The following is a 20,396-nucleotide window of genomic DNA, read 5'->3' on the forward strand; positions in this document are numbered from 1 at the left end:
TTGTCAAACAAAAATAAAAAACCAGGATATCTCCTGGTTTTAAAGGTTAAGCGATTTTCTCATTCTGGCGCTCGGCAACCTTCTTGAAGTAAAACCCTAATTTGACGAGGCCAACGGCGGTCAATGATAGAATCATATTGAAGAAAACTGCGAATATCGCAAGATCCATTACTTCAAAGATGACGGCATATAAAAAACCAGCTGTTCCAAATAGTGAAATCGTGATGAGGAAATGCATCCTTGGAAAAAGAAATGTGATGATGCCACTAAACAATAGGACAAGTGAACCCATGATAAATAGATGAAGGCCGAATAATAGCAAAAACTCCAAAATAATTCCCCCAGTATTCGTGTTGTTGGTTTGATGGAAATGGTTCCACCACTTTCCAATTCCCTCTGAGTTCCGATCTTAAACTTTAGGCACTTTAATAACTGAATGTTGATTTCACAGTGTACGAAAAATAAGAGGAGAAATTCCGCTTAAATTGGAAAAGCCCCTTATTTTCTTAAAAATAAGAGGCGTTTTTCCGTCTATTTAAATAAAATCATTGGATTTTGTCTTATTTATAGGAGTTAACGGGAATATCTCCGCCTATTTTTGCTTATAAAGCGGCCTCAATCTACAATAGACGGAAATACTCCGCTTATGAATTCTCATATCTGCACGAAAATCAACGAGCCATACTAAAATCTAAATTCTATCATCCCATATTCGATTTAGCATCGTTTTTTCACTGGTAACGACAAGTTCGAATACATCTGGATTCGTCATTTCCATCAGGCAGTCGTAACCGAAACTTTCATTGAAATACCGCATGAGCAATGTAGTCATGTTACCATGGCTGACTAGTAAAATGTGGTCATGTTCCGAACATAATAAATCCTCAATAAGTGATTTCGCACGATTCATCGCAGTTGAATGGGATTCCCCTCCTTCAAAAACAAGCTCAAAATCCTCGAAAGTTTGCTTTAGCTTATCACGCCAGTCCTCAAAATTGACCGTACTCAGCACTCTTTCTCCGAGTCTGTCATCTTCGAGAACTCTTATCCTCCTTGAATCAGAAAGAGGTTTGATTGTATCGACGGCTCTTTTAAAAGGGCTCGAATAGATGAGATCTATTTCTTTTCGTTTGAAAAAGTCAACTAGTGCCAGCGCCTGTTTCCTGCCGTGTTCAGTCAGCGGAGAGTCTACAGGCTGGCCAGCCGCACTTGCATGACGTACAAGATAGATAGTTTTCAATCAAAACACCCCTTTATCAGTCATGTTCATAAGGTACGGTAATTTCCATAAAATCTTCTGAGACAACAGTGTTGGCAAACAATGTTCGTGCTTCCTTTTCAAGCTCCTTCCAGTCATTGCGGTCATACCTGGAGCTAATATGGGTCAGGCACAGTTTTTTCACACCAGCATTCAAGGCTGTTTCTGCGGCCTGCAGAGTAGTTGAATGGAAATACTCATAGGCAAGTGTACCTTCATCTGCTGAAAAAGTTGCTTCGTGGACGAGAAGATCTGCATTTTGTGCAAGCACTTGAGCATTTGGACAAACCCTTGTGTCACCCAAAATCGTGACAATCCTTCCTTTTTGCGGCGGACCGACAAATGCAGCAGGATCGATGACCGTTCCGTCGTCCAATATGACTTCTTCCCCGTTCTTGATTTTCCTGTAGTCAGGACCGGGCTTCACCCCTGCACTTTGAAGCTTGTCGGCGAGAAGCGTTCCTGGACGGTCCTTTTCCTTTACTCTGTACCCATATGAGGGAATTCCATGCTCTAACAGTCGTGCTTCAACGATAAACTGCTCATCTTCAAAGATGATTCCTTCCTGCAGCTCGATGATTTCAATCGGATATTTCAAGTAGGATTTACTAATTCTCAAAGATACCTCGATATACTCTTTAATTCCGGGAGGCCCATAAACCGTAACCATCGACTCTCCTCCCTGGAAGGAACGGCTCGACAGCAACCCAGGCAAACCATATAAATGGTCTCCGTGCAGGTGGGTAATGAAGATTTTTTCAATCCTCCTCGGCTTGATACTTGTATGTAGAATTTGATGCTGGGTTGCTTCTCCACAGTCAAACAGCCAAACAGTTCCCCGCTCCTCCAGCAATTTCAGTGCGATTGAGGTCACATTCCTCAGCTTGGCTGGGACGCCTGCCCCTGTTCCAAGAAAAAAAACATCCATAATCCTGACACCCTCCCGTACAAAATGCCTGTGATCCATACAGACAGATATTATTCATTTCAATATATCACAACTGTCATTATTCAACTAAACCAAACGCTGGATTTAACCCTTGCGGGGATAGTTCCATACAATTGGAAGAAAACTAAGTACAGTTTAAACAGTTGCTAATTGTTCTAGAAAGGGATAAAATTTTGTATTTGTAGAGTGTTTTTTATACATACTTTTAAATTCACATAAAAGAGAGGTTCTATATTGTGGCACAAACCGAAAAACCAACAGCTTTAATCATGATCTTCGGGGCTACGGGAGACCTGGCAAACCGTAAATTGTTTCCTTCCCTCTATAATTTGTTTGAAAAAGGAAAACTGGACAAATTCGCGGTCGTCGGTGTTGCCCGTCGTTCGCTTTCAAATGAAGAATTCCAGCTGAAGGTAAAAGAATCTGTGAAGGAAAATGGGGAGACAGAAGCTGACATCGACGAATTCGTTTCCAAGTTCTACTATCATTCCCATGACGTTACTGATTCAAGTTCTTATCTCGCTCTTGGAAAGCTTGCAGAAGAGTTGGACAGCCACTATGGACTTAATGGCAATAGAATTTTCTACCTGGCAATGGCACCGGAATTTTTCGGAACGATTGCTGAACATTTAAAGAAGGATAAGCTTACTGACGTATCCGGGTTTAAACGCCTTGTCATCGAAAAGCCTTTCGGGCATGATCTTGAGTCAGCAAAAGTGTTGAACAAGCAAATTCGCAAAGCTTTTTCTGAAGATGAAATCTATCGGATTGATCATTATCTTGGAAAGGAAATGGTTCAAAACATTGAGGTAATTCGTTTCGCGAATGCGATGTTCGAACCACTCTGGAATAACCGTTACATTTCCAACATCCAGGTAACATCAAGCGAAACACTTGGAGTCGAAGAACGCGGACGATATTACGAGAAAAGCGGCGCTCTAAGGGATATGGTTCAGAACCATATGCTGCAGATGGTTTCTTTGCTTGCGATGGAACCGCCTATCAAGCTGACCACAGATGAAATCCGTTCAGAAAAAGTACGAGTGTTCCGTGCTCTCCGTCCTATAAAAGGCGAGGAAGTCAATGACTATTTTGTTCGAGGCCAATATGATAAAGGCAGCATGAATGAAACAGACGTCCCTGCATACCGCCAGGAGGAAATGGTCAACCCTGAATCGAATACGGAGACTTTTGTCGCTGGTAAGCTGATGATTGATAATTTCCGCTGGGCTGGAGTTCCTTTCTATATCCGTACAGGAAAAAGAATGAAGGCCAAGTCAACTAAAATTGTGATCCAATTCAAAGATATTCCGATGGATTTGTATTACCAGCCGGAGAAAACGGTGAAACCAAATCTTCTTGTCATTCATATCCAGCCTGAAGAAGGAATCACGCTTCACTTAAACGCCAAGAAATCCGGCCAGGGTACTGACGCTACACCTGTAAAATTGAATTATGCCAATAAAGGAATCGATGGGCTGAACACACCGGAAGCATATGAAAAACTCCTATTCGATTCATTGCGTGGCGATGCTACAAACTTCACGCATTGGGATGAAGTCGCATTATCATGGAGCTTTGTTGATAATATTTCAGAAGTCTGGGAAAACACAAAGGAACCGTCATTCCCGAACTATGCATCCGGCTCCATGGGTCCTGACGCAGCAGACAAGCTGCTAGAGCAAGATGGATTCTTCTGGTGGCCACTTACTGAAATCGATGTAGAAAAATGTTAATAGAACAGAAATCCCGCCCTGGCAACAGGCGGGATTTTTTTGTTCATCCGAAGAACAAATCAAGGATATTAGAACCTGCTGATGCATCTTTATTGTAAAACTCCGAGTATCCGCAATTCTTGCAGTAAACGACGGTGAATTGGTTATTCTGGATATCAAACATCTTGGACAAGCCCGTTCCTGTCATTGCAACATCCTTCTGCCCTGCATCTGTACTACCGCATTTAATACAACCATTTCCGTTCATCTATTCCATCTCCTTTTTTTTACTATGGTACATTTACGATTCAGGTAAAAATCGGTTTCACTTTTTTGCTGTTATGAGGAGTTCTAAATTGGACTGTATCAAAACTCGTCATACCTCAGTTTGTGCAAGCAGCCAAGTTTACGAAAAGATCCTACATAAAAGAAACCTAAAAGGGATAACTTATGTTTGTTCTATTTTCAGACTAGAGGTGGAAGCATGGAGTGGTTTGGACACAGCAATAAAGCTTTCGATTTCGATATGTTTTCTGCGAGTCATTATACAATATTGGTTATCTGTGTTTTGGTTAATACTTTCATTTTCGCTAACCGAAAAAAATTAAATGATGAAAGATGGAGGAAAGCAGAGCTGGGAACTGCCCTGTCATTAATCTTGATTGAGATCACCAATCATTTATGGATGTACAAGCATGCTGTCTGGAAATTAGGGCGTTCGATGCCATTGGAATTATGTAATATAGGACTTCTATTAGCAATTGGTTTATTGCTGACCAGGAAGAAAATATTATTTGAGCTTTTATTTTTCATTGCTTTATTAGGGGCAACACAAGCCATAATAACACCTGCATTAACCTATGATTTTCCTCATTTCCGCTTTTTTCATTTTTTCTATGCCCACATGATGATTATATGGGTGACCCTTTACTTCCTATGGGCAAAAGGTTATTATCCAACCTTCAGTTCGGTCATAAAAGTTGTTTTCTTTATCAACCTGTTGCTGCCGGCGATTCTGGTCATTAACAAGACTGCTGATGGGAATTATTGGTTTTTACGTCATAAACCAAAAAGTCCAAGCTTCATGGATTTACTCGGGCCCTATCCATGGTACATTTTTTCTTTGGAGAGTTTACTTGTGTTATTAAGTTTGATTGCCTGGCTCTGCATGAGGACCTGGCTAAAAGGGGAGAAAAGATCTTCTTACTCGGAGTCATAGTGAATTTAGTGTTTTTTCCTTTAAAAATAGCTTGCGGAAGAATCCGCAAGCCAAGAGGAAATTCACATATCACGTGTTTCTTTTAATAAATTCAAGCGTTTTATCAATGATCATTTGCTGGTCGTTGTCCAGGGTAGCAACGTGGTAGCTTTCTTTCATATGATGGATTGTTTTTGTTTCTGAGCTGATTCGATCGTAAATGGTTTGTGAATTATCAGGCGGGACAACATGGTCTTCGTCTGAAACAAATATTAAGGCTGGACAAGAAACCTTCGGAAGTGCTTCTTTTACAGTTTTCATAAATGGCAATATTTCTTTAATGGATTGAACCGGGGTTTTTTCGTAAGCAAGCTCCGTTACTCCTGGCTTCTTGATGTCAGAACCAATAGCGTCCAGGAATCTTGTTCCTTCTAGCTGGAGAACTGGCTCCATTGCTGGTATTTCAATAGCCGCATTTATCAGGACAATCCCTCTGATTTCTGGATGTTTTTCAGCCATATACAAGGTCAGCGTTCCGCCCATTGACAGGCCAGTCACAAAAATCGTATCACAACGCTCTTTTAACCATTGAAATCCTTCCTCTACCGATGCGATCCAATCTTGATATGTTGTTTGTTCAATGTCTTCATGATGGGTACCATGACCTTTCAATCGCGGTCCGCAAACGGTATAACCCGCAGCAGCATATGCCTCGCCCAGCGGCCGCATACTCTGTGTAGAGCCGGTAAAACCATGGGATACTAATATACCTATAGAATTCCCTTCGAAATAAAACGGTTCTGCACCTTCAAGAACTGGATAGTCTTCTGCCATACACATTCCCTCCAATCTTAAATACCACATTAAAAGGTTTCGACTGTCTCTTTTGAAAAACCTCCCTGTGTGAATAAATTTTTATAATAGAAAAAAACACAGCGAACGTTGAATTCGCTGTGCTGCTTACTTATTCCATCCATTCAGTGTGGAAGATTCCTTCTTTATCGATGCGCTGATATGTGTGGGCGCCGAAATAATCACGCTGGGCCTGAATCAGATTGGCCGGCAGTGTTTCTGTTCTATAGCTGTCAAAGTATGAAAGTGCAGCAGAGAAGCTTGGCACTGGAATTCCGTTCATAACAGCGGCAGAGATAATTTCACGTAACGACTGCTGATAGCTATCTGCAATTCCCTTGAAATATGGATCAAGCAGCAGGTTTTTCAGAGCCGGGTCGCGGTCGTATGCTTCTTTGATTTTTTGCAGGAACTGCGCTCTTATAATGCAGCCTCCACGGAAAATCATTGCGATATCGCCATAGCTTAAATCCCATCCATACTCCTCGGATGCCGCCCTCATTTGCGCGAACCCCTGTGCGTAAGAACAAATTTTGCTCAAGTAAAGAGCCTTGCGGATTGATTCAATGAATGCCTCACGGTCACCAGTGAATGGCTTTGATTCAGGTCCGGAGAGGACTTTACTCGCTTCCAAACGCTCTTGCTTCATAGCGGAGATAAAGCGGGCGAAAACCGATTCTGTGATGATTGGCAGCGGCACTCCAAGATCAAGCGCACTCTGGCTTGTCCATTTACCAGTACCCTTTTGACCAGCGGTATCAAGTATCATATCAACAAGCGGCTTACCAGTCTCGTCATCCTTCTTTGTAAAAATATCAGCCGTTATTTCAATCAAATAACTGTCAAGCTCGCCTTTGTTCCATTCAGCAAACACTTCATGAAGCTCTTGGGCACTTAATCCAAGAACATGCTTTAACATGAAATAGGATTCAGAAATCAACTGCATGTCACCGTATTCGATTCCGTTGTGAACCATTTTTACATAATGGCCTGCTCCATCCGGCCCAATGTAAGTCGTGCAAGCTTCCCCGTTAACCTTTGCAGATATATCCTGGAAAATCGGTGCAACCAGGTCATACGCTTCCTTTTGTCCTCCTGGCATGATAGAAGGCCCGTGAAGTGCCCCTTCCTCCCCGCCAGATACACCTGTACCGATGAAGTGGAATCCAAGCTCGCTCAATTCCTTGTTTCGGCGCTGAGTATCAGCAAAATATGTATTGCCACCGTCAATGATGATATCGCCCCTATCCAGATGAGGCTTTAATTGCTCGATTGTCGCGTCTGTCGCTGCGCCAGCTTTAACCATCAGCAGGATCTTCCGCGGTTTTTCAAGGGATTGAACAAACTCCTCAACAGTAAAAGTTCCGACGATATTCTTGCCTTTCGTTTCCTCAAGCATTTCATCAGTCTTTTCCCTTGAGCGGTTATATACGGATACAGAATAACCTCTGCTTTCGATATTCATCGCCAGGTTTTTACCCATGACAGCGAGACCAATGACACCGATTTGCTGTTTTGACATATTTCTGCTTCCTCCTTTATGAAAACTGTTTTTTAAATCATACAAACTAATTTAACAATGTACAAATGAGGTTGCAAACAATCTGGTTTGTTCCTCTTTATTTTGACTTAGGCTGGAGCTGATGAACCTCCATTAAAAATCTTTTTTCTCACTTTCATTCCTTCTTCTGCGGTCCTGCAGGAAATCCTTATTAAAACTCGTCCCTGCCCCCGTATTCTCCTTAGTCGGAGACTTTTTCACCTGTGAGCCAGCACTCTCAATGATATTTTTGCCATATTTCTCACGTAACTGACTCATCGTATTGATCAGAGGTTCCTTTTTCGCATCCTGCTCATAAGAGAATAGGTCGAGCTGCTTGACGGCTTTGTCCACTTCAAGCAAGTCGGTGCCCGTAATCCCTAGCAGCCGGATAGGGTCTCCATTCCAGTGCTTCAGAAAAAGCGTTTTTGCTGCTGCCGCTATTTCATCCTGCTTCGATACAGGATTCTGCAGTTTCTGGCTGCGGGTGATCGTTTTTCTGTCCTTGAATCGGATCATCAGACTGATGGTAGTGGCGACAGCTTCCTTCCTTTTCATTCTCGCAGCTACTTGCTCCGATAATCTTTCAAGAACCTTCAGGAGCTCGTGCTGATTTGAAATATCACGTGGCAGCGTAGTCGAATTGCCGATACTTTTAAAATCGTACACAGAATCCGGATCAACCTGGCGATTGTCCTGGCCATTTGCTCTTTCTTTCAATCTTAAACCATTGATGCCCAGCAGTCCTTTTAACTGAATTTCATTTGCCGCCGCCAAACCGCCAATTGTGTCAATTCCAATACTTTTTAGTTTGTCCGCTGTTTTTGTTCCTACTCCATGCATTTCCCCAACCTCAAGCGGCCAGAGGACTTTGAGAATGTCACGCTTTCTTAAAACGGTAATACCCATTGGCTTCTTCATATCCGAAGCCGTTTTCGCCAGGAACTTATTCGGTGCAATCCCTATGCTGCAAGGCAAATCAAGTTGTTCAAAAATTCTTTTTTGGATGCTTTCTGCGATTTCCATAGGCGCTCCGATGTCTGAGCATTCTGTTATATCCATATATCCTTCATCAATTGAAACGGGTTCCACTAACTCTGTGTACTGGCGCAAAATATCGAACATAGCAGCGGATGCTGTACGGTATCTCTCAAAATTCGGTTTTTTTATGATTAAATCCGGGCAAAGCTTCTTGGCTTCCCATAAAGGCATCGTTGTCCGGACGCCAAATTTCCTCGCTTCATAGCTGCAAGTGACAATGATTCCGCGTCGTTCTTCTGGATTGCCGGCAATCGCCAGTGGCTTACCCTTCAAATCAGAGTCGTAAGCCATTTCTACTGAAGCATAGAAGCTGTTCATATCAACATGCAAAATGACTCTGCCCTTTTTCGGATACATTTCTTTCATGATCACACTTCCCAAATATACGTTCCCTCTTAGTTTAACAAAAAAGAGGCTTTAATACTTGCGTAAAGACTGAATTATAGACAATGTTGAATTTATGAACTTTATGTGAAGATATTGAATAATACTTTAAAGATATATTTAAAAAGGCCGATATAAAGGTATATGACAGAGAAAAGACGGGGGAGTACGAAATGCAACATTGGTCGATTGGCAGAAAATATGCAAGCGTTTTCGCATTCATTATGGTCATCTTCCTGACCAGCTTTATTTATTTATCAACGGTTTTATCCAATCTCCAAGGAGCGATTAATCTCGCTGAGGAGAAAAGTGATTATGCCATAATGATTAGTGAAATGGGATCTTCTTTCCGACAGAAATATATTATTATTACAGATTACATAACAGAACCGAAGCCAGAGCTACTTGCGGCGTATGAAAAAGAGGCTGAACAATTTAGTGCTTCATCAAAAAAACTGCAAACATATGTAAAATCAGAAGAAGCAAAAACTTTACTTACTGCGATCATGAATATAGACCAGCATATGGATAAAGTGTGGGAAGAAGACATCTTGGAGACTGTCTCGGAATTCCAACAGAACTTTGAACAAGTAGATATTTATACCCAGATCAGCTTGACGAACAAAGCTGAAACAATCCGTGATATGAACATTGAAAAGTTAAGTGCCATCAGGCTAACGATCCTTGATGACAGAACAAAAATCATGAAGGAAACCCATACTTCAATAGCTTCGATGATCAGAAACACTTTTATCCTTATCATATTTGCATTCATTATTTCATCTGTATCCATGTACTTTGTATCACGCAACATTAGCAAGAACCTCAAAAATGTGGTTGCTTACTGCAAAAGACTCGCTAATGGTGAATTAAATGTTAAAGCATTGGAAGCAAAGAGTAAGGATGAAGTTGGACAAATTATTTTGGCAATGAACCAATTATCAGGAAACCTGAAAACTTCAATTTCAAATATCCTGTCCTCGTCCGACCAGGTAAATGAAATGTCACGGAACCTAAAACTCAATGCAGAAGCTACGACTGAGGCCAACAATGAAATTACAACATCGATCATGCAGGTGGCATCTTCATCTGACGAGCAAGTCAAGATATCAGAACGAACAAATGAAGCGGTAGAAAATGTCTCTTCACAATTAATTGAAGTTACCGGATCCTTAAAAGAGACACTTTATACAACCTCTAGTACAAAGGATAAAATCGAGGAAGGCAAAAAGTATGCGTTTAACGTGACTGAACAAATGGATCAAATCAATGGAAAAGTAGCCGAGTTAGCGAATGTGATTCATTCTCTGAAAAACAATTCTCAGGAAATCCATAGAATCATTGAAATCATTACCGATATTTCAAATCAAACCAACTTACTCGCTTTGAATGCGGCAATTGAAGCAGCCAGGGCTGGTGAGCATGGAAAAGGGTTCGGGGTCGTCGCCCAGGAAGTCCGAAAACTCGCCGAACAATCAGCTGGTGCGGCAGACAGTATCCGCACCATCCTTGAGCAGACCGGTAAAGAAACAAACCAGGCCGTAAGCGTCATGGATGAAAGCCAGTCAACCGTACTAAAAGGCAATGAGCTTGTGGAGAAAGTAGCCACAATTTTCGCGGAGATTGCCGAATCAATCGAGGAAGTAAGCTTAAAGGGCAACACGGTTAGCGATGCAGTCATCAATGCTAATGAAAAGATGGAATCAATGGCACAGTCTGCTAATGAAGTGATTACCGCTTCCTCAAGATCCGCGCTATTCCTCGAACAGGTAGCAGCAACGACAGAAGAACAGAATGCAACGATGCAGGAACTTTTGGAATCATCCAGCAAACTATCAAGCATGGCTGAGGACTTGAGAAAGTCATTCTCTAGTTTTAAGTTATAGACAAAAACAGGCTGACCTAGGAGGGTCAGCTTGTTTTTTAAAATTTTTTCCCGAAAACGGCTCTAGTTATGTAGCTCTTGCTTTTGATTTTGCATATATTCCTTTATTTCTTTAATGCCTTCAAGTGATTGGATCAATGTTTCAGGGTTGATCAACATGATCATCCGTTTATCAAAATTAGCTACACCCGTAATGAAGCTTGTCTTTTGATAAGCGATAAGGCCCGGCTGCTTGAGGTTTTCCGCAGGAATTTCAAGAATTTCCTTCGCATCCCTTACAAGGACCCCGATTGAAATTTCCGCTGTCTCTATCACAATTAGCCTGGTTTTGTCTTCAACTTGAATATCCCGGTTGTACAGCACCTTTTCTAGGTCAATGACCGGAATCAACTCTCCCCTTACCTTTGTTATGCCTGTTACATAATCAGGCATATGCGGGATCGCTGTCATCCCTTCCATTTTTTCAATGGAAACGACATAAAGAATCGGAAATGCATATTCTTCATTCCCCGCTTGGAACACTACCGTTTTATTGCTCTCAGCCATGTGAGTCCACATCCTTTATTAATTTCTTCTATCACTCTATGTATGTAGATTAAATGGTTCGCTGGTGAATGATGTAGTTGATATGCAGGCCATTCTAAGTATTATATCGGCTTCAACAAGTCCAACTTTAGGATTTTTGATACATGAGCATGTTTTAATGGACATTTCAATGGCTCACTCTTCTTAAAATGTCTATTAAACCTCTTTTATTGGACATTTCGAGGGGTTCCTCTTTCCGAAATGTCTATAATATCTCTTCTCTAGGACATAGACATAGTACCTGTTCCAATAAACAAAGGGCTCCCCCGTGGGAAGCCCTCCATTCTTATTGTGCCGCTACTTCTTCTATCAATGCGATGACCATCTCGGCAAGTTTGTTGAGCTCTTCGATTGGCATTCTTTCATTCGTTGTGTGGATTTCTTCGTATCCTACAGCAAGGTTGACTGTTGGTACGCCAAAGCCAGCAATGACGTTTGCATCGCTTCCGCCGCCGCTGTGCAGCAATTCTGAGCTTCTGCCGATTTTTGCGGCTGCTTTTTTAGCCAACTCAACGACCAGGTCGCCTTCACCGAATTTGAAGCCAGGATACATGACCTGGACATCGACATCTGCCTTGCCGCCCATTTCCTGTGCAGCTGATTCGAATGCTTCTTTCATTTTTGCCACTTGCGCTTCCATTTTTTCAGGAATCAATGAACGGGCTTCAGCAAGGATTTCTACATGGTCGCATACGATATTTGTCTGTGTACCGCCCTGGAAACGGCCGATATTTGCAGTTGTTTCTTCATCGATACGTCCAAGCGGCATTCTCGCAACAGCCTTGGCAGCGATTGTAATCGCGGAAACACCTTTTTCTGGAGCAACACCTGCGTGAGCAGTTTTACCATGAATGACAGCTGCAACTTTTGCTTGCGTTGGCGCTGCAACAATAATGTTTCCAACCTTACCGTCACTATCAAGTGCATATCCATATTTCGCTTTTACCAAAGAAGAATCTAATGCTTTAGCACCAACCAGGCCTGATTCTTCACCGACAGTAATGATGAACTGGATGGTACCGTGCGGAATCGATTGTTCCTTTAGAACGCGCACTGTTTCAAGCATGACAGCCAGACCAGTCTTATCATCAGCGCCAAGGATTGTCGTTCCATCAGTCACGACATACCCATCCTTAATCGATGGCTTAACTCCTTTGGCAGGAATGACCGTATCCATATGAGAAGTAAAGTAGATTGTATCTACACCTTCTTTTGTACCTTGTAAAGTACAGATCAGGTTTCCTGCTCCGTGACCAGTCTGTGCAGTTGTATCGTCCTCGAAAACCTCTACTCCTAGGTCCTCGAATTTTTTCTTAAGCACGCGTGCGATTTCAGTTTCATACTTTGTTTCAGAGTCAATTTGGACAAGCTCTAAAAACTCATTCAATAAACGTTCGTTATTAATCATCCTAGCCGACCTCCAATTATGTATATACTACTAGAGTATAACGCTAATCGAATAACAACACCAAACACAAAATCCTACAGCGGGATGTTGCCGTGCTTTTTGCCTGGTCTGTCTTCTTTTTTCGTACGGAGCATTTCAAGCGACTGAATCAGTTTGATTCGCGTTTCGCGCGGATCGATGACATCATCGACCATGCCCTGGCTAGCAGCGACATATGGATTGGCGAATTTTTCACGATACTCGTCGATTTTCTGCTGCCTTGTCTGCTCTGGATTCTCACTATTCTGGATTTCTTTCGCAAAAATAATATTGGCGGCTCCCTGTGGTCCCATTACAGCAATTTCAGCATTCGGCCATGCAAAAACAAGATCCGCACCGATGGATTTGCTGTTCAAGGCAACATATGCTCCTCCGTATGCTTTTCGTAAAATAACGGTAAGCTTTGGAACTGTTGCTTCTGAATAAGCATACAGGATTTTCGCGCCATGGCGGATGATACCTCCATGCTCCTGTTTGATGCCTGGGAAGAATCCAGTCACGTCTTCAAATGTAATAATCGGAATATTGAAGGAATCACAGAACCTGATGAAGCGCGAGGCTTTATCGGATGAATCGATATCTAGTCCGCCCGCCATCACCTTTGGCTGGTTGCAGATGAGACCAACAACCTCACCTTTAATCCTTGCAAGCCCAATGACAATGTTTTTGGCAAAGTCCTTCTGTATCTCAAGGAAAGAATCGGAATCGACTACCTGCTCAATCACTTTACGCACGTCATACGGTCTTATTGCATCGAATGGAATGGCATCCGTTAAATCTGGCCTGTAGTCATCTTCAGCATCTGCCTCTAGCCTCGGCGGCTTTTCTTCATAGTTTTGCGGTAGGTAGCTTAATAGCAGCCTTACCTGCTCCAGAGTTTCTTCTTCTGACTGTCCATGGAAATGAGCATTGCCGCTGATCGTATTATGTACAATTGCTCCGCCAAGGTCCTCTGCAGATATTTTCTCCCCGGTAACCGTTTCAATTACTTTTGGACCTGTGATGAACATCTGGCTTGTCTTTTCAACCATGAATACAAAATCGGTAATCGCCGGTGAATAAACGGCACCGCCTGCGCATGGTCCCATTATTACTGAAATTTGTGGGATTACTCCCGAATAAATAGAGTTGCGGTAAAAAATATGCCCATATCCATCGAGTGAAACAACGCCCTCCTGGATCCTTGCTCCGCCGGAATCGTTCAGACCAACGAATGGAGCACCATTTTTAGCAGCCAGATCCATCACATTGGCGATTTTCTTTGCATGCATTTCACCTAAGGCTCCGCCAAACACGGTGAAATCCTGTGAAAACAGGTAAATCGGCCTGCCATTCACCTTACCGTAACCGGTTACAACTCCATCCCCTGGACCCTTCTGGTTCTCAAGTCCAAAGTCTGTGCTCCGGTGCTGGATGAATGGGTTCAACTCCACAAAACTGCCTGGGTCGACTAGTAAATCGATCCGTTCACGAGCTGTCAGCTTTCCTTTTTCATGCTGCTTCTCAATCCGTTCGTCACCGCCGCCCAGTTCGATTTCCCTGCGTTTATCGTATAGTTCATTGATTTTTTCATAGATGTCTGGCATTTCTATTCAGCCTCCCCGTTCTTCTCGCAAAATTCGTATAAAACGCTTCCTGTCGATTTTGGATGCATGAATGCGACTAGCGCTCCCCCTGCACCTTTCTTCGGAACATCCTGAATCATCCTGATTCCATTTTCCTTCATATCATTAATTCTTTCCTGGATCGACTCTACGCCCAGGGCCACATGGTGGATTCCCTCCCCACGCTTTTCAATAAAACCTGCTATGGCGCTTTCCTTAGATAAAGGTTCCAGCAGCTCTAGCTTCGTTTCCCCCGCTTTCAGGAATGCTACTTTAACTTTCTCACTTTCCACTTCCTCTATCCCGAGTAATGGAAGCTTCAGCACATCTGTATAAAATGGGAGGGCATGCTCAATAGATTTGACAGCAATGCCGATATGGTCGACCTTTTTAATCATGTAATTCCCTCCAAATATTATTTAAATATATTTAACTGTTTTAATATTCGACAAAAACGTCACAAATCCTTCTTATTTAAATATTGATTATCGAATTATGGGCTGACATAATATCTAGTATCAGTTTTATACTACACTAACATATTAATCGTGGATTAATGGCAAAAATGTATCTCTTAAAAGGGTTGTTGAATTCATTAAGTGGTTGTAAAATAGTAGTGATAAATAGATAGATAGCGTAAGCTTTGGAAGGGGGATTTCTATTATGCGTAAGCCAAATATCAGGAAGGTCGTAGTATACGTCATGCTTTTTACTATGCTTGCTTCAACCCTTCTTATGGGATTATCAACTTTCTTATAATGACTATAAAATAATCAAAGGGCTGCCAATTAATTAAATTGACAGCCCTTTTTTATTCACTGATTGCTCCATATTCCTTACCTAGCTCTTTAAAGTCCTTTGAAGTAGAAGTCACTAGGATTTTTGTTCCTAATGGTATGTAATCGTACAATGATTCGACTGCCTCATTCTGAAGGCGGACGCAGCCCTGGGATATTTTTTTGCCGATGCTAGAGGGGTCATTTGTTCCATGGATTCCGTATGTTCGGCCATCCGTATCCTCTGCGTCGAATCCAATCCACCTGCTGCCAAGAGGATTATTAGGGTCTCCTCCCGGAATATCCTTCTTGCGGTAATAAGGATCAGGTGCTTTGACAGTAACGGTAAACAGGCCTTCAGGTGTCAGCTCCTCTGACTTGCCGGTTGCTGCACTGACCACCGTCTGGACTCTATTCTCATTGATAAGTGCTACCTCATTCGTCTTTTTATTAACAATCACAAATGGATCTCCAGGCAGCGGGTTGGTTCCCAGCGGCCAAATAGGCGAAAAAATGAATGCTGCTAGAAGCATAGAAATAAACACTGGCATGTTAATCCCTCCGTGGTCTATTTCCGTTAGTTTGTCACGGCAGCTTCAGTTTTATCCTCACCTGCCTTCAGTCCTTTAAATGACCGTTTCAACAAAAGGAATTGTTCCATTTCATTAACAAAATGAAGCAGTGCGGCCCTCGCTTCGAACTCTTCCCTTGTTTTAGGAAGCTCCATATTCTCAAACTCCGTTTTCATCCTCATTAATTTTTCCAGGTAAATAAGAACGGTATTGCCAGGGTGGATCCCTCTCGAAAGGGACTCAACAAACTCAGCAACAATATTAGCCTGTTCAACATGCTGTGGAATAGAAGTAATGGAAGGAAGAACTCTTTCAATGATTTCAAATTGTTTTTCCCTGATTTTAAAATATTGATAGTATAAATTTTCATCTCTTAAAAAATGATTTTCCACGTCTTGGATGGCAAGTGCCTTTGCCTTCTCAATCAGCCTCGCAGTTTCGGTCAGCTCCCGGCCATCCCAGCTTGAATCTTTATTTTTAAGGTATAGGGCGATTTCACTGAAAATCTTCTTGAAATGAGCTTCAATGCCTCTTTGGTACTCCTCCAGCTTATTATCAACACTTGGCATATACAGATTCATGATCAATGCGACACCAATCCCAATTGTAATGATTCCCAGCTCGTTCAATAATAGTTCTCCAGTTACTTTTTCAGCCGAGTAGATATGCATGATGATGACACTGCTAGAAACGACGCCTTCCTTTGCCCTAAACATGACAACTGTCGGAATGAAAAATAATAATAACAGTCCGATGACAATTGGATGGTAAGCAATCCCCTCAAAAAACACCGCTGAAAAAGCCATCGCAATAATACAGGCCAAGAACCGATGCCATGAAGCCTGAAGTGAACGTTTCTTTGTCACCTGGATACAAAGAATCGTCAATATACCCGCAGACACATAATTTTCAAAGCCAAGGTACTGAGCAATGATGATTGAAATCGCCGTACCCAGCGCTGTTTTTAAAGTCCGATAACCAATTCTAAATTTCACAATATATTCTCCTATCAGAAAAACTTAAGCTTTTATAAACCGCAAGACCACAATAACTGATTTCCTTCATCCAATAAGATTATGAAATGATTCTTTTACCGAAACCAATTTATAATTGGACAAACCGGCCATGCAGAGTGTTTCCTTTTACCGAAAATCCATCGAGAAATGAAAAACGGGTAATGCAAGGGGTTTCCTTTTACCGAAAATCAATTCAAAAGAGAAAAACGGGCAATGCAGGGTGTTTCCTTTTACCGAAAATCCATCGAGAAATGAAAAACGGGTAATGCAACGCGTTTCCTTTTACCGAAAATCCATCGAGAAATGAAAAACGGGTAATGCACGTATTTACAATTAAATTAAAAGAAGACCACATCTAAGACATGGTCATCCATTAGTTTATCAGATTCGTCATCCTTTATAAAAGCAAGGCTAGTGTCTTACAGCATTTTTTCCAGGAACTCTTTTGCTCTGCTGCTCTTTGGGCTGCTGAAGAATTCTGCTGGAGGGGCATCCTCGACTAATACTCCGCCATCCAGGAAAAGCACTCGATCGGCGACTTCACGGGCAAAGCCCATTTCATGGGTCACGATTGCCATTGTCATACCGGTATGAGCGAGGGACTTCATAACCTCAAGCACCTCTTTGACCATTTCGGGATCCAATGCAGAGGTTGGTTCATCGAACAGCATGACTTCGGGGTTCATTGCAAGTGCCCGGGCAATTGCTACACGCTGTTTTTGGCCTCCTGAAAGCCTGTTTGGATATTCATTTGCCTTTTCGGAAAGACCAACCTTTTTAAGAAGCTCCATTCCATGCTTTTCAGCTTCAGCTTTTGCCAATCCTTTAACCTTAATCGGCGCATATGTGATGTTTTGCAATACGGTCATATGCGGGAAGAGATGAAAGTGCTGGAACACCATCCCGACATTTTCGCGGACTTTCATGATGTTCGTTTTCTTGTTGGTTATATCATCTGAACCAATAAAGATCTGGCCGCTTGTCGGCTGCTCAAGCAGATTCAAACAGCGGAGGAAAGTCGATTTCCCTGAACCTGATGGTCCGATGATGGCAACAACCTCACCGTTTTCGATTGTGGTTGATATCCCTTTTAAAACTTCCAGCTTGCCGAATGATTTATGAAGATTTTGTACCTTAATCACTTTGTCTCAATCTCCTTTCCACTACCTTGCCAATCATTGTCAAGGAGATGACCAATACGTAATAAATAAGCCCAGCAAAAATCAGCGGTTCAAAAAATCTGTATTGATCTCCGCCGACGATATAGGATCTGCGCATAATATCATCCACCGCAATGACGGTAACGATCGCTGATTCCTTTGTAAGTGTGATGAATTCATTCATCAGTGCCGGCAGGATGTTTTTCATCGCCTGAGGCAGGATGATGTCACGCATCATTCTCTCTCCAGGAACGCCCAGTGCCATTGCGGCTTCTTTTTGGCCTTTATCGACCGCCAAAATCCCAGCCCTGATGATTTCTGAAATATAGGCTGCAGAGTTTAAGGAGAATGCTGCTACAGCAGCTGTATAGGAAGCAATCTCGAATCCAATAAGCTGGGGCAGCCCATAATAGATGATCATCAATTGGAGAATTAACGGGGTTCCACGGAAAATCGATGTATAGGCATCCGCAAACCAATTAAGTGCCTTGGATTTACTGATTTTAAAAATCGCCAGGACAATTCCAAACGCAAAGCCTAGCAGACCTGCTACAATTACTATTTTCAAAGTGACGCCGATTCCCTTCAAAATATATGGCAATGAAGGAAGGATGGCGGTAAAATCAAGATTCATAGTCTTAACAGCCCTCTCTATCTATTTCATGAAGGAGAAAGGCGCTCAGAAGACCTTAGCATTCTGAACGCCTGTTCATTTCTTACTTTTCTCCGCCAAACCATTTAACGATTAACTTGTCTACTTCGCCATTTTCCATTTTTTCTTTCAGAACCTTGTTAAATTCTTCAGTAAGCTTGCTTCCTTTAGGGAAGGCAATCGCTGAACCAGCTTCTTCTTCGTTTCCATCTTCAATCGTAAAGCCATCAAGATCAGCATTATTCTTGAAGTATCCCTCTGCTACTGTATCTTCGATAATTGCTGCATCAATGCGTCCAGCTTTGATTTCCTGGACCAATTCAGGAATTCTTGTGCGTTTCTCAATCTTAATTTCCACTGTTTCAGCAATTTTCTCAGCTTCTTCTTCCTGGATGGATGAAAGCTGGACACCAACTGTTTTACCTTCAAGATCTTCAATTGACTTGATGTTGCTGTCTTTTGAAGAAACAATCATGTGCTTCGCTGTATAGTAAACATCTGTGAAGTCTACGTTCTTTTTACGTTCAGGAGTTGGAGTCATTCCTGCCATGACAAAGTCAACACGCTCAGCCTGAAGTGCACCGATAAGTCCGTTAAAATCCATATCGGTGATTTCTACTTCATACCCTAATTCATTTGCAATCAGATTTGCCAGATCTACGTCAAAACCAATGATTTCATCACTTGTAGCTGTTTCCACGTATTCAAATGGCGGATAGTCAGCTGAAGTTCCCATTTTAAGGACTTTCTTTTCTTCTCCACCGTCGCCTGAAGTTTTTTCAGTGCTTGTCCCGCATGCCGCGAGAACTCCCATTAATAAGATGCTCATCAATAAAACTGCAATTTTCTTTTTCATTTGTTGTTTTCCCCCTATAATGTTCATTCTGTAATTTTATACAATTTTATTAATATATTAGCTATTAAACTTGTAGTTCACTGCATAACAACTAATAATTATTAACTAAAATGTATTTTAACACATATTAATAAATATGCAATGATATTTTTAAATATAAATTCAATGTACTTTACCCACAAAAAAAAGAACCCCGGCAAAGTCGGGATTCTTCAGTATTTATACTTCTTCGCAATATTCTTCGAATGCGTTTTGCAGTTTGTTCACTACCTGCATCGGATCGTGGCCTTCGATTTCGTGGCGTTCGACCATTGTGCAAAGTTTCCCGTCCTTAAGCAATGCGAAAGATGGGGATGATGGCGGATAGCCAGTAAAATAGCTACGTGCTTTTTCTGTCGCTTCCTTATCCTGTCCCGCGAAAACAGTCACTAGATGATCTGGGCGCTTATCATAATGAACAGCATGTGCTGCTGCAGGACGGGCAATACCTCCGGCGCAACCGCAAACTGAGTTAACCATGACAAGTGTTGTGCCTTCTTTAGCCAATGCTTGTTCTACTTCCTCGCTCGTTGTTAATTCTGTATATCCAGCTGCCCCAATTTCCTGGCGAGCCTGGCGGACTACATCATTCATGAAAAAATTGAAATCCATGCTCATCGATACATCTCTCCTCTGCTGTATAGTAACTAGTACATAAATATATGATACCAATTAAAATAATTTTTTCAAAGTATGTTTAACTCTTATGGATTACGGGAAAGGTAACAATACAGCTAGATCCATACCCCTAAACTCCCTAGATGAAGGACAACGGAACATTCCGTTGTCCGCTTTTTTTTGCTGATCACGTAATGCTTTTCTAATTCTGGATCATACCGCGTAATACAAAATGTCCTTAGAATACGA

Annotated in this window: 21 protein-coding genes; 4 read left to right on the top strand and 17 right to left on the bottom strand. The window is 42.0% G+C overall.

Features of this window, described 5'->3' with window-relative positions; translation table 11 throughout:
* Positions 1 to 46 precede the first annotated feature (46 nt).
* The 3 genes from CD004_RS15000 to rnz all read right to left on the bottom strand — a co-directional run bounded on the left by CD004_RS15000 (position 47) and on the right by rnz (position 2,186).
* Complete coding sequence (locus CD004_RS15000) at positions 47 to 331, bottom strand: hypothetical protein (protein ID WP_102263501.1); 285 nt, start codon at positions 329 to 331, stop codon at positions 47 to 49.
* Between the two features lie 360 nt (positions 332 to 691).
* Positions 692 to 1,240, bottom strand: coding sequence for a histidine phosphatase family protein (locus tag CD004_RS15005; RefSeq protein WP_102263502.1), 549 nt, complete (start codon positions 1,238 to 1,240; stop codon positions 692 to 694).
* 16 nt (positions 1,241 to 1,256) lie between these two features.
* Positions 1,257 to 2,186 (bottom strand): ribonuclease Z, encoded by a 930-nt coding sequence (gene rnz / locus CD004_RS15010; RefSeq protein ID WP_102263503.1) that lies wholly within the window; start codon positions 2,184 to 2,186, stop codon positions 1,257 to 1,259.
* Positions 2,187 to 2,443: 257 nt separating this feature from the next.
* Between rnz and zwf the strand changes: the two genes are divergently transcribed.
* The gene (gene zwf / locus CD004_RS15015; RefSeq protein WP_102263504.1) at positions 2,444 to 3,943 is read left to right on the top strand and encodes a glucose-6-phosphate dehydrogenase; all 1,500 of its coding nucleotides are present in this window, start codon (positions 2,444 to 2,446) and stop codon (positions 3,941 to 3,943) included.
* 43 nt (positions 3,944 to 3,986) lie between these two features.
* Here zwf and CD004_RS15020 read toward each other — a convergent pair whose 3' ends face one another.
* Entirely contained in the window at positions 3,987 to 4,190 is a 204-nt protein-coding gene (locus CD004_RS15020; protein WP_102263505.1) for a zinc ribbon domain-containing protein, read from the bottom strand.
* 216 nt (positions 4,191 to 4,406) lie between these two features.
* Here CD004_RS15020 and CD004_RS15025 point away from each other — a divergent pair, with 216 nt between their 5' ends.
* A complete protein-coding gene (locus CD004_RS15025) occupies positions 4,407 to 5,141 on the top strand; it encodes a YwaF family protein (RefSeq protein ID WP_102263506.1) in 735 nt (244 codons plus the stop codon).
* 69 nt (positions 5,142 to 5,210) lie between these two features.
* Here the strand turns inward: CD004_RS15025 and CD004_RS15030 are convergent, their stop codons facing one another.
* The 3 genes from CD004_RS15030 to CD004_RS15040 all read right to left on the bottom strand — a co-directional run bounded on the left by CD004_RS15030 (position 5,211) and on the right by CD004_RS15040 (position 8,919).
* On the bottom strand, positions 5,211 to 5,954 hold the full coding sequence (locus CD004_RS15030; protein WP_102263507.1) for an alpha/beta hydrolase: 744 nt from the start codon (positions 5,952 to 5,954) through the stop codon (positions 5,211 to 5,213).
* 130 nt (positions 5,955 to 6,084) lie between these two features.
* The gene (gndA, locus tag CD004_RS15035; protein ID WP_102263508.1) at positions 6,085 to 7,494 is read right to left on the bottom strand and encodes an NADP-dependent phosphogluconate dehydrogenase; all 1,410 of its coding nucleotides are present in this window, start codon (positions 7,492 to 7,494) and stop codon (positions 6,085 to 6,087) included.
* 132 nt (positions 7,495 to 7,626) lie between these two features.
* On the bottom strand, positions 7,627 to 8,919 hold the full coding sequence (locus CD004_RS15040; RefSeq protein ID WP_102265127.1) for a DNA polymerase IV: 1,293 nt from the start codon (positions 8,917 to 8,919) through the stop codon (positions 7,627 to 7,629).
* A 191-nt stretch (positions 8,920 to 9,110) separates the two neighbouring features.
* Between CD004_RS15040 and CD004_RS15045 the strand changes: the two genes are divergently transcribed.
* The gene (locus CD004_RS15045) at positions 9,111 to 10,823 is read left to right on the top strand and encodes a methyl-accepting chemotaxis protein (protein WP_102263509.1); all 1,713 of its coding nucleotides are present in this window, start codon (positions 9,111 to 9,113) and stop codon (positions 10,821 to 10,823) included.
* 62 nt (positions 10,824 to 10,885) lie between these two features.
* Here the strand turns inward: CD004_RS15045 and CD004_RS15050 are convergent, their stop codons facing one another.
* The 4 genes from CD004_RS15050 to mce all read right to left on the bottom strand — a co-directional run bounded on the left by CD004_RS15050 (position 10,886) and on the right by mce (position 14,856).
* Positions 10,886 to 11,368, bottom strand: coding sequence for a chemotaxis protein CheW (locus CD004_RS15050; RefSeq protein WP_102263510.1), 483 nt, complete (start codon positions 11,366 to 11,368; stop codon positions 10,886 to 10,888).
* Positions 11,369 to 11,693: 325 nt separating this feature from the next.
* On the bottom strand, positions 11,694 to 12,815 hold the full coding sequence (locus CD004_RS15055) for a tripeptidase T (protein ID WP_102263511.1): 1,122 nt from the start codon (positions 12,813 to 12,815) through the stop codon (positions 11,694 to 11,696).
* A gap of 74 nt (positions 12,816 to 12,889) precedes the next feature.
* Complete coding sequence (locus tag CD004_RS15060; protein ID WP_102263512.1) at positions 12,890 to 14,440, bottom strand: acyl-CoA carboxylase subunit beta; 1,551 nt, start codon at positions 14,438 to 14,440, stop codon at positions 12,890 to 12,892.
* Positions 14,441 to 14,442: 2 nt separating this feature from the next.
* A complete protein-coding gene (gene mce / locus CD004_RS15065; protein ID WP_102263513.1) occupies positions 14,443 to 14,856 on the bottom strand; it encodes a methylmalonyl-CoA epimerase in 414 nt (137 codons plus the stop codon).
* Between the two features lie 265 nt (positions 14,857 to 15,121).
* Between mce and prli42 the strand changes: the two genes are divergently transcribed.
* The gene (prli42, locus tag CD004_RS23860) at positions 15,122 to 15,217 is read left to right on the top strand and encodes a stressosome-associated protein Prli42 (protein ID WP_158651567.1); all 96 of its coding nucleotides are present in this window, start codon (positions 15,122 to 15,124) and stop codon (positions 15,215 to 15,217) included.
* A 52-nt stretch (positions 15,218 to 15,269) separates the two neighbouring features.
* Here prli42 and CD004_RS15070 read toward each other — a convergent pair whose 3' ends face one another.
* The 6 genes from CD004_RS15070 to CD004_RS15095 form a co-directional block, all read right to left on the bottom strand.
* Complete coding sequence (locus CD004_RS15070; RefSeq protein WP_102263514.1) at positions 15,270 to 15,785, bottom strand: L,D-transpeptidase; 516 nt, start codon at positions 15,783 to 15,785, stop codon at positions 15,270 to 15,272.
* 26 nt (positions 15,786 to 15,811) lie between these two features.
* A complete protein-coding gene (locus tag CD004_RS15075) occupies positions 15,812 to 16,801 on the bottom strand; it encodes an aromatic acid exporter family protein (protein ID WP_102263515.1) in 990 nt (329 codons plus the stop codon).
* A 440-nt stretch (positions 16,802 to 17,241) separates the two neighbouring features.
* Positions 17,242 to 17,964 (bottom strand): amino acid ABC transporter ATP-binding protein, encoded by a 723-nt coding sequence (locus tag CD004_RS15080; protein ID WP_102263516.1) that lies wholly within the window; start codon positions 17,962 to 17,964, stop codon positions 17,242 to 17,244.
* Positions 17,957 to 18,616, bottom strand: coding sequence for an amino acid ABC transporter permease (locus tag CD004_RS15085; protein ID WP_102263517.1), 660 nt, complete (start codon positions 18,614 to 18,616; stop codon positions 17,957 to 17,959). Before CD004_RS15085 ends, CD004_RS15080 begins: the two co-directional genes overlap by 8 nt.
* A gap of 82 nt (positions 18,617 to 18,698) precedes the next feature.
* Positions 18,699 to 19,490: a transporter substrate-binding domain-containing protein gene (locus CD004_RS15090; protein WP_102263518.1), complete on the bottom strand. Its 792-nt coding sequence runs from the start codon at positions 19,488 to 19,490 to the stop codon at positions 18,699 to 18,701.
* Positions 19,491 to 19,709: 219 nt separating this feature from the next.
* On the bottom strand, positions 19,710 to 20,147 hold the full coding sequence (locus CD004_RS15095) for a BrxA/BrxB family bacilliredoxin (protein ID WP_102263519.1): 438 nt from the start codon (positions 20,145 to 20,147) through the stop codon (positions 19,710 to 19,712).
* Between the last annotated feature and the right edge of the window lie 249 nt (positions 20,148 to 20,396).

Source organism: Mesobacillus jeotgali, from assembly GCF_002874535.1.
GTDB lineage: Bacteria > Bacillota > Bacilli > Bacillales > Cytobacillaceae > Mesobacillus > Mesobacillus jeotgali.

Coding starts and splice junctions, on each gene's coding strand:
- rnz (WP_102263503.1), bottom strand. CDS start 2,186: ATGGATGTTTTTTTTCTTGGAACAGGGGCAGGCGTCCCAGCCAAGCTG.
- CD004_RS15020 (WP_102263505.1), bottom strand. CDS start 4,190: ATGAACGGAAATGGTTGTATTAAATGCGGTAGTACAGATGCAGGGCAG.
- CD004_RS15025 (WP_102263506.1), top strand. CDS start 4,407: ATGGAGTGGTTTGGACACAGCAATAAAGCTTTCGATTTCGATATGTTT.
- CD004_RS15030 (WP_102263507.1), bottom strand. CDS start 5,954: ATGGCAGAAGACTATCCAGTTCTTGAAGGTGCAGAACCGTTTTATTTC.
- gndA (WP_102263508.1), bottom strand. CDS start 7,494: ATGTCAAAACAGCAAATCGGTGTCATTGGTCTCGCTGTCATGGGTAAA.
- CD004_RS15040 (WP_102265127.1), bottom strand. CDS start 8,919: ATGAAAGAAATGTATCCGAAAAAGGGCAGAGTCATTTTGCATGTTGAT.
- CD004_RS15045 (WP_102263509.1), top strand. CDS start 9,111: ATGCAACATTGGTCGATTGGCAGAAAATATGCAAGCGTTTTCGCATTC.
- CD004_RS15050 (WP_102263510.1), bottom strand. CDS start 11,368: ATGGCTGAGAGCAATAAAACGGTAGTGTTCCAAGCGGGGAATGAAGAA.
- CD004_RS15055 (WP_102263511.1), bottom strand. CDS start 12,815: ATGATTAATAACGAACGTTTATTGAATGAGTTTTTAGAGCTTGTCCAA.
- CD004_RS15060 (WP_102263512.1), bottom strand. CDS start 14,440: ATGCCAGACATCTATGAAAAAATCAATGAACTATACGATAAACGCAGG.
- mce (WP_102263513.1), bottom strand. CDS start 14,856: ATGATTAAAAAGGTCGACCATATCGGCATTGCTGTCAAATCTATTGAG.
- prli42 (WP_158651567.1), top strand. CDS start 15,122: ATGCGTAAGCCAAATATCAGGAAGGTCGTAGTATACGTCATGCTTTTT.
- CD004_RS15070 (WP_102263514.1), bottom strand. CDS start 15,785: ATGCCAGTGTTTATTTCTATGCTTCTAGCAGCATTCATTTTTTCGCCT.
- CD004_RS15085 (WP_102263517.1), bottom strand. CDS start 18,616: ATGAATCTTGATTTTACCGCCATCCTTCCTTCATTGCCATATATTTTG.
- CD004_RS15090 (WP_102263518.1), bottom strand. CDS start 19,490: ATGAAAAAGAAAATTGCAGTTTTATTGATGAGCATCTTATTAATGGGA.
- CD004_RS15095 (WP_102263519.1), bottom strand. CDS start 20,147: ATGAGCATGGATTTCAATTTTTTCATGAATGATGTAGTCCGCCAGGCT.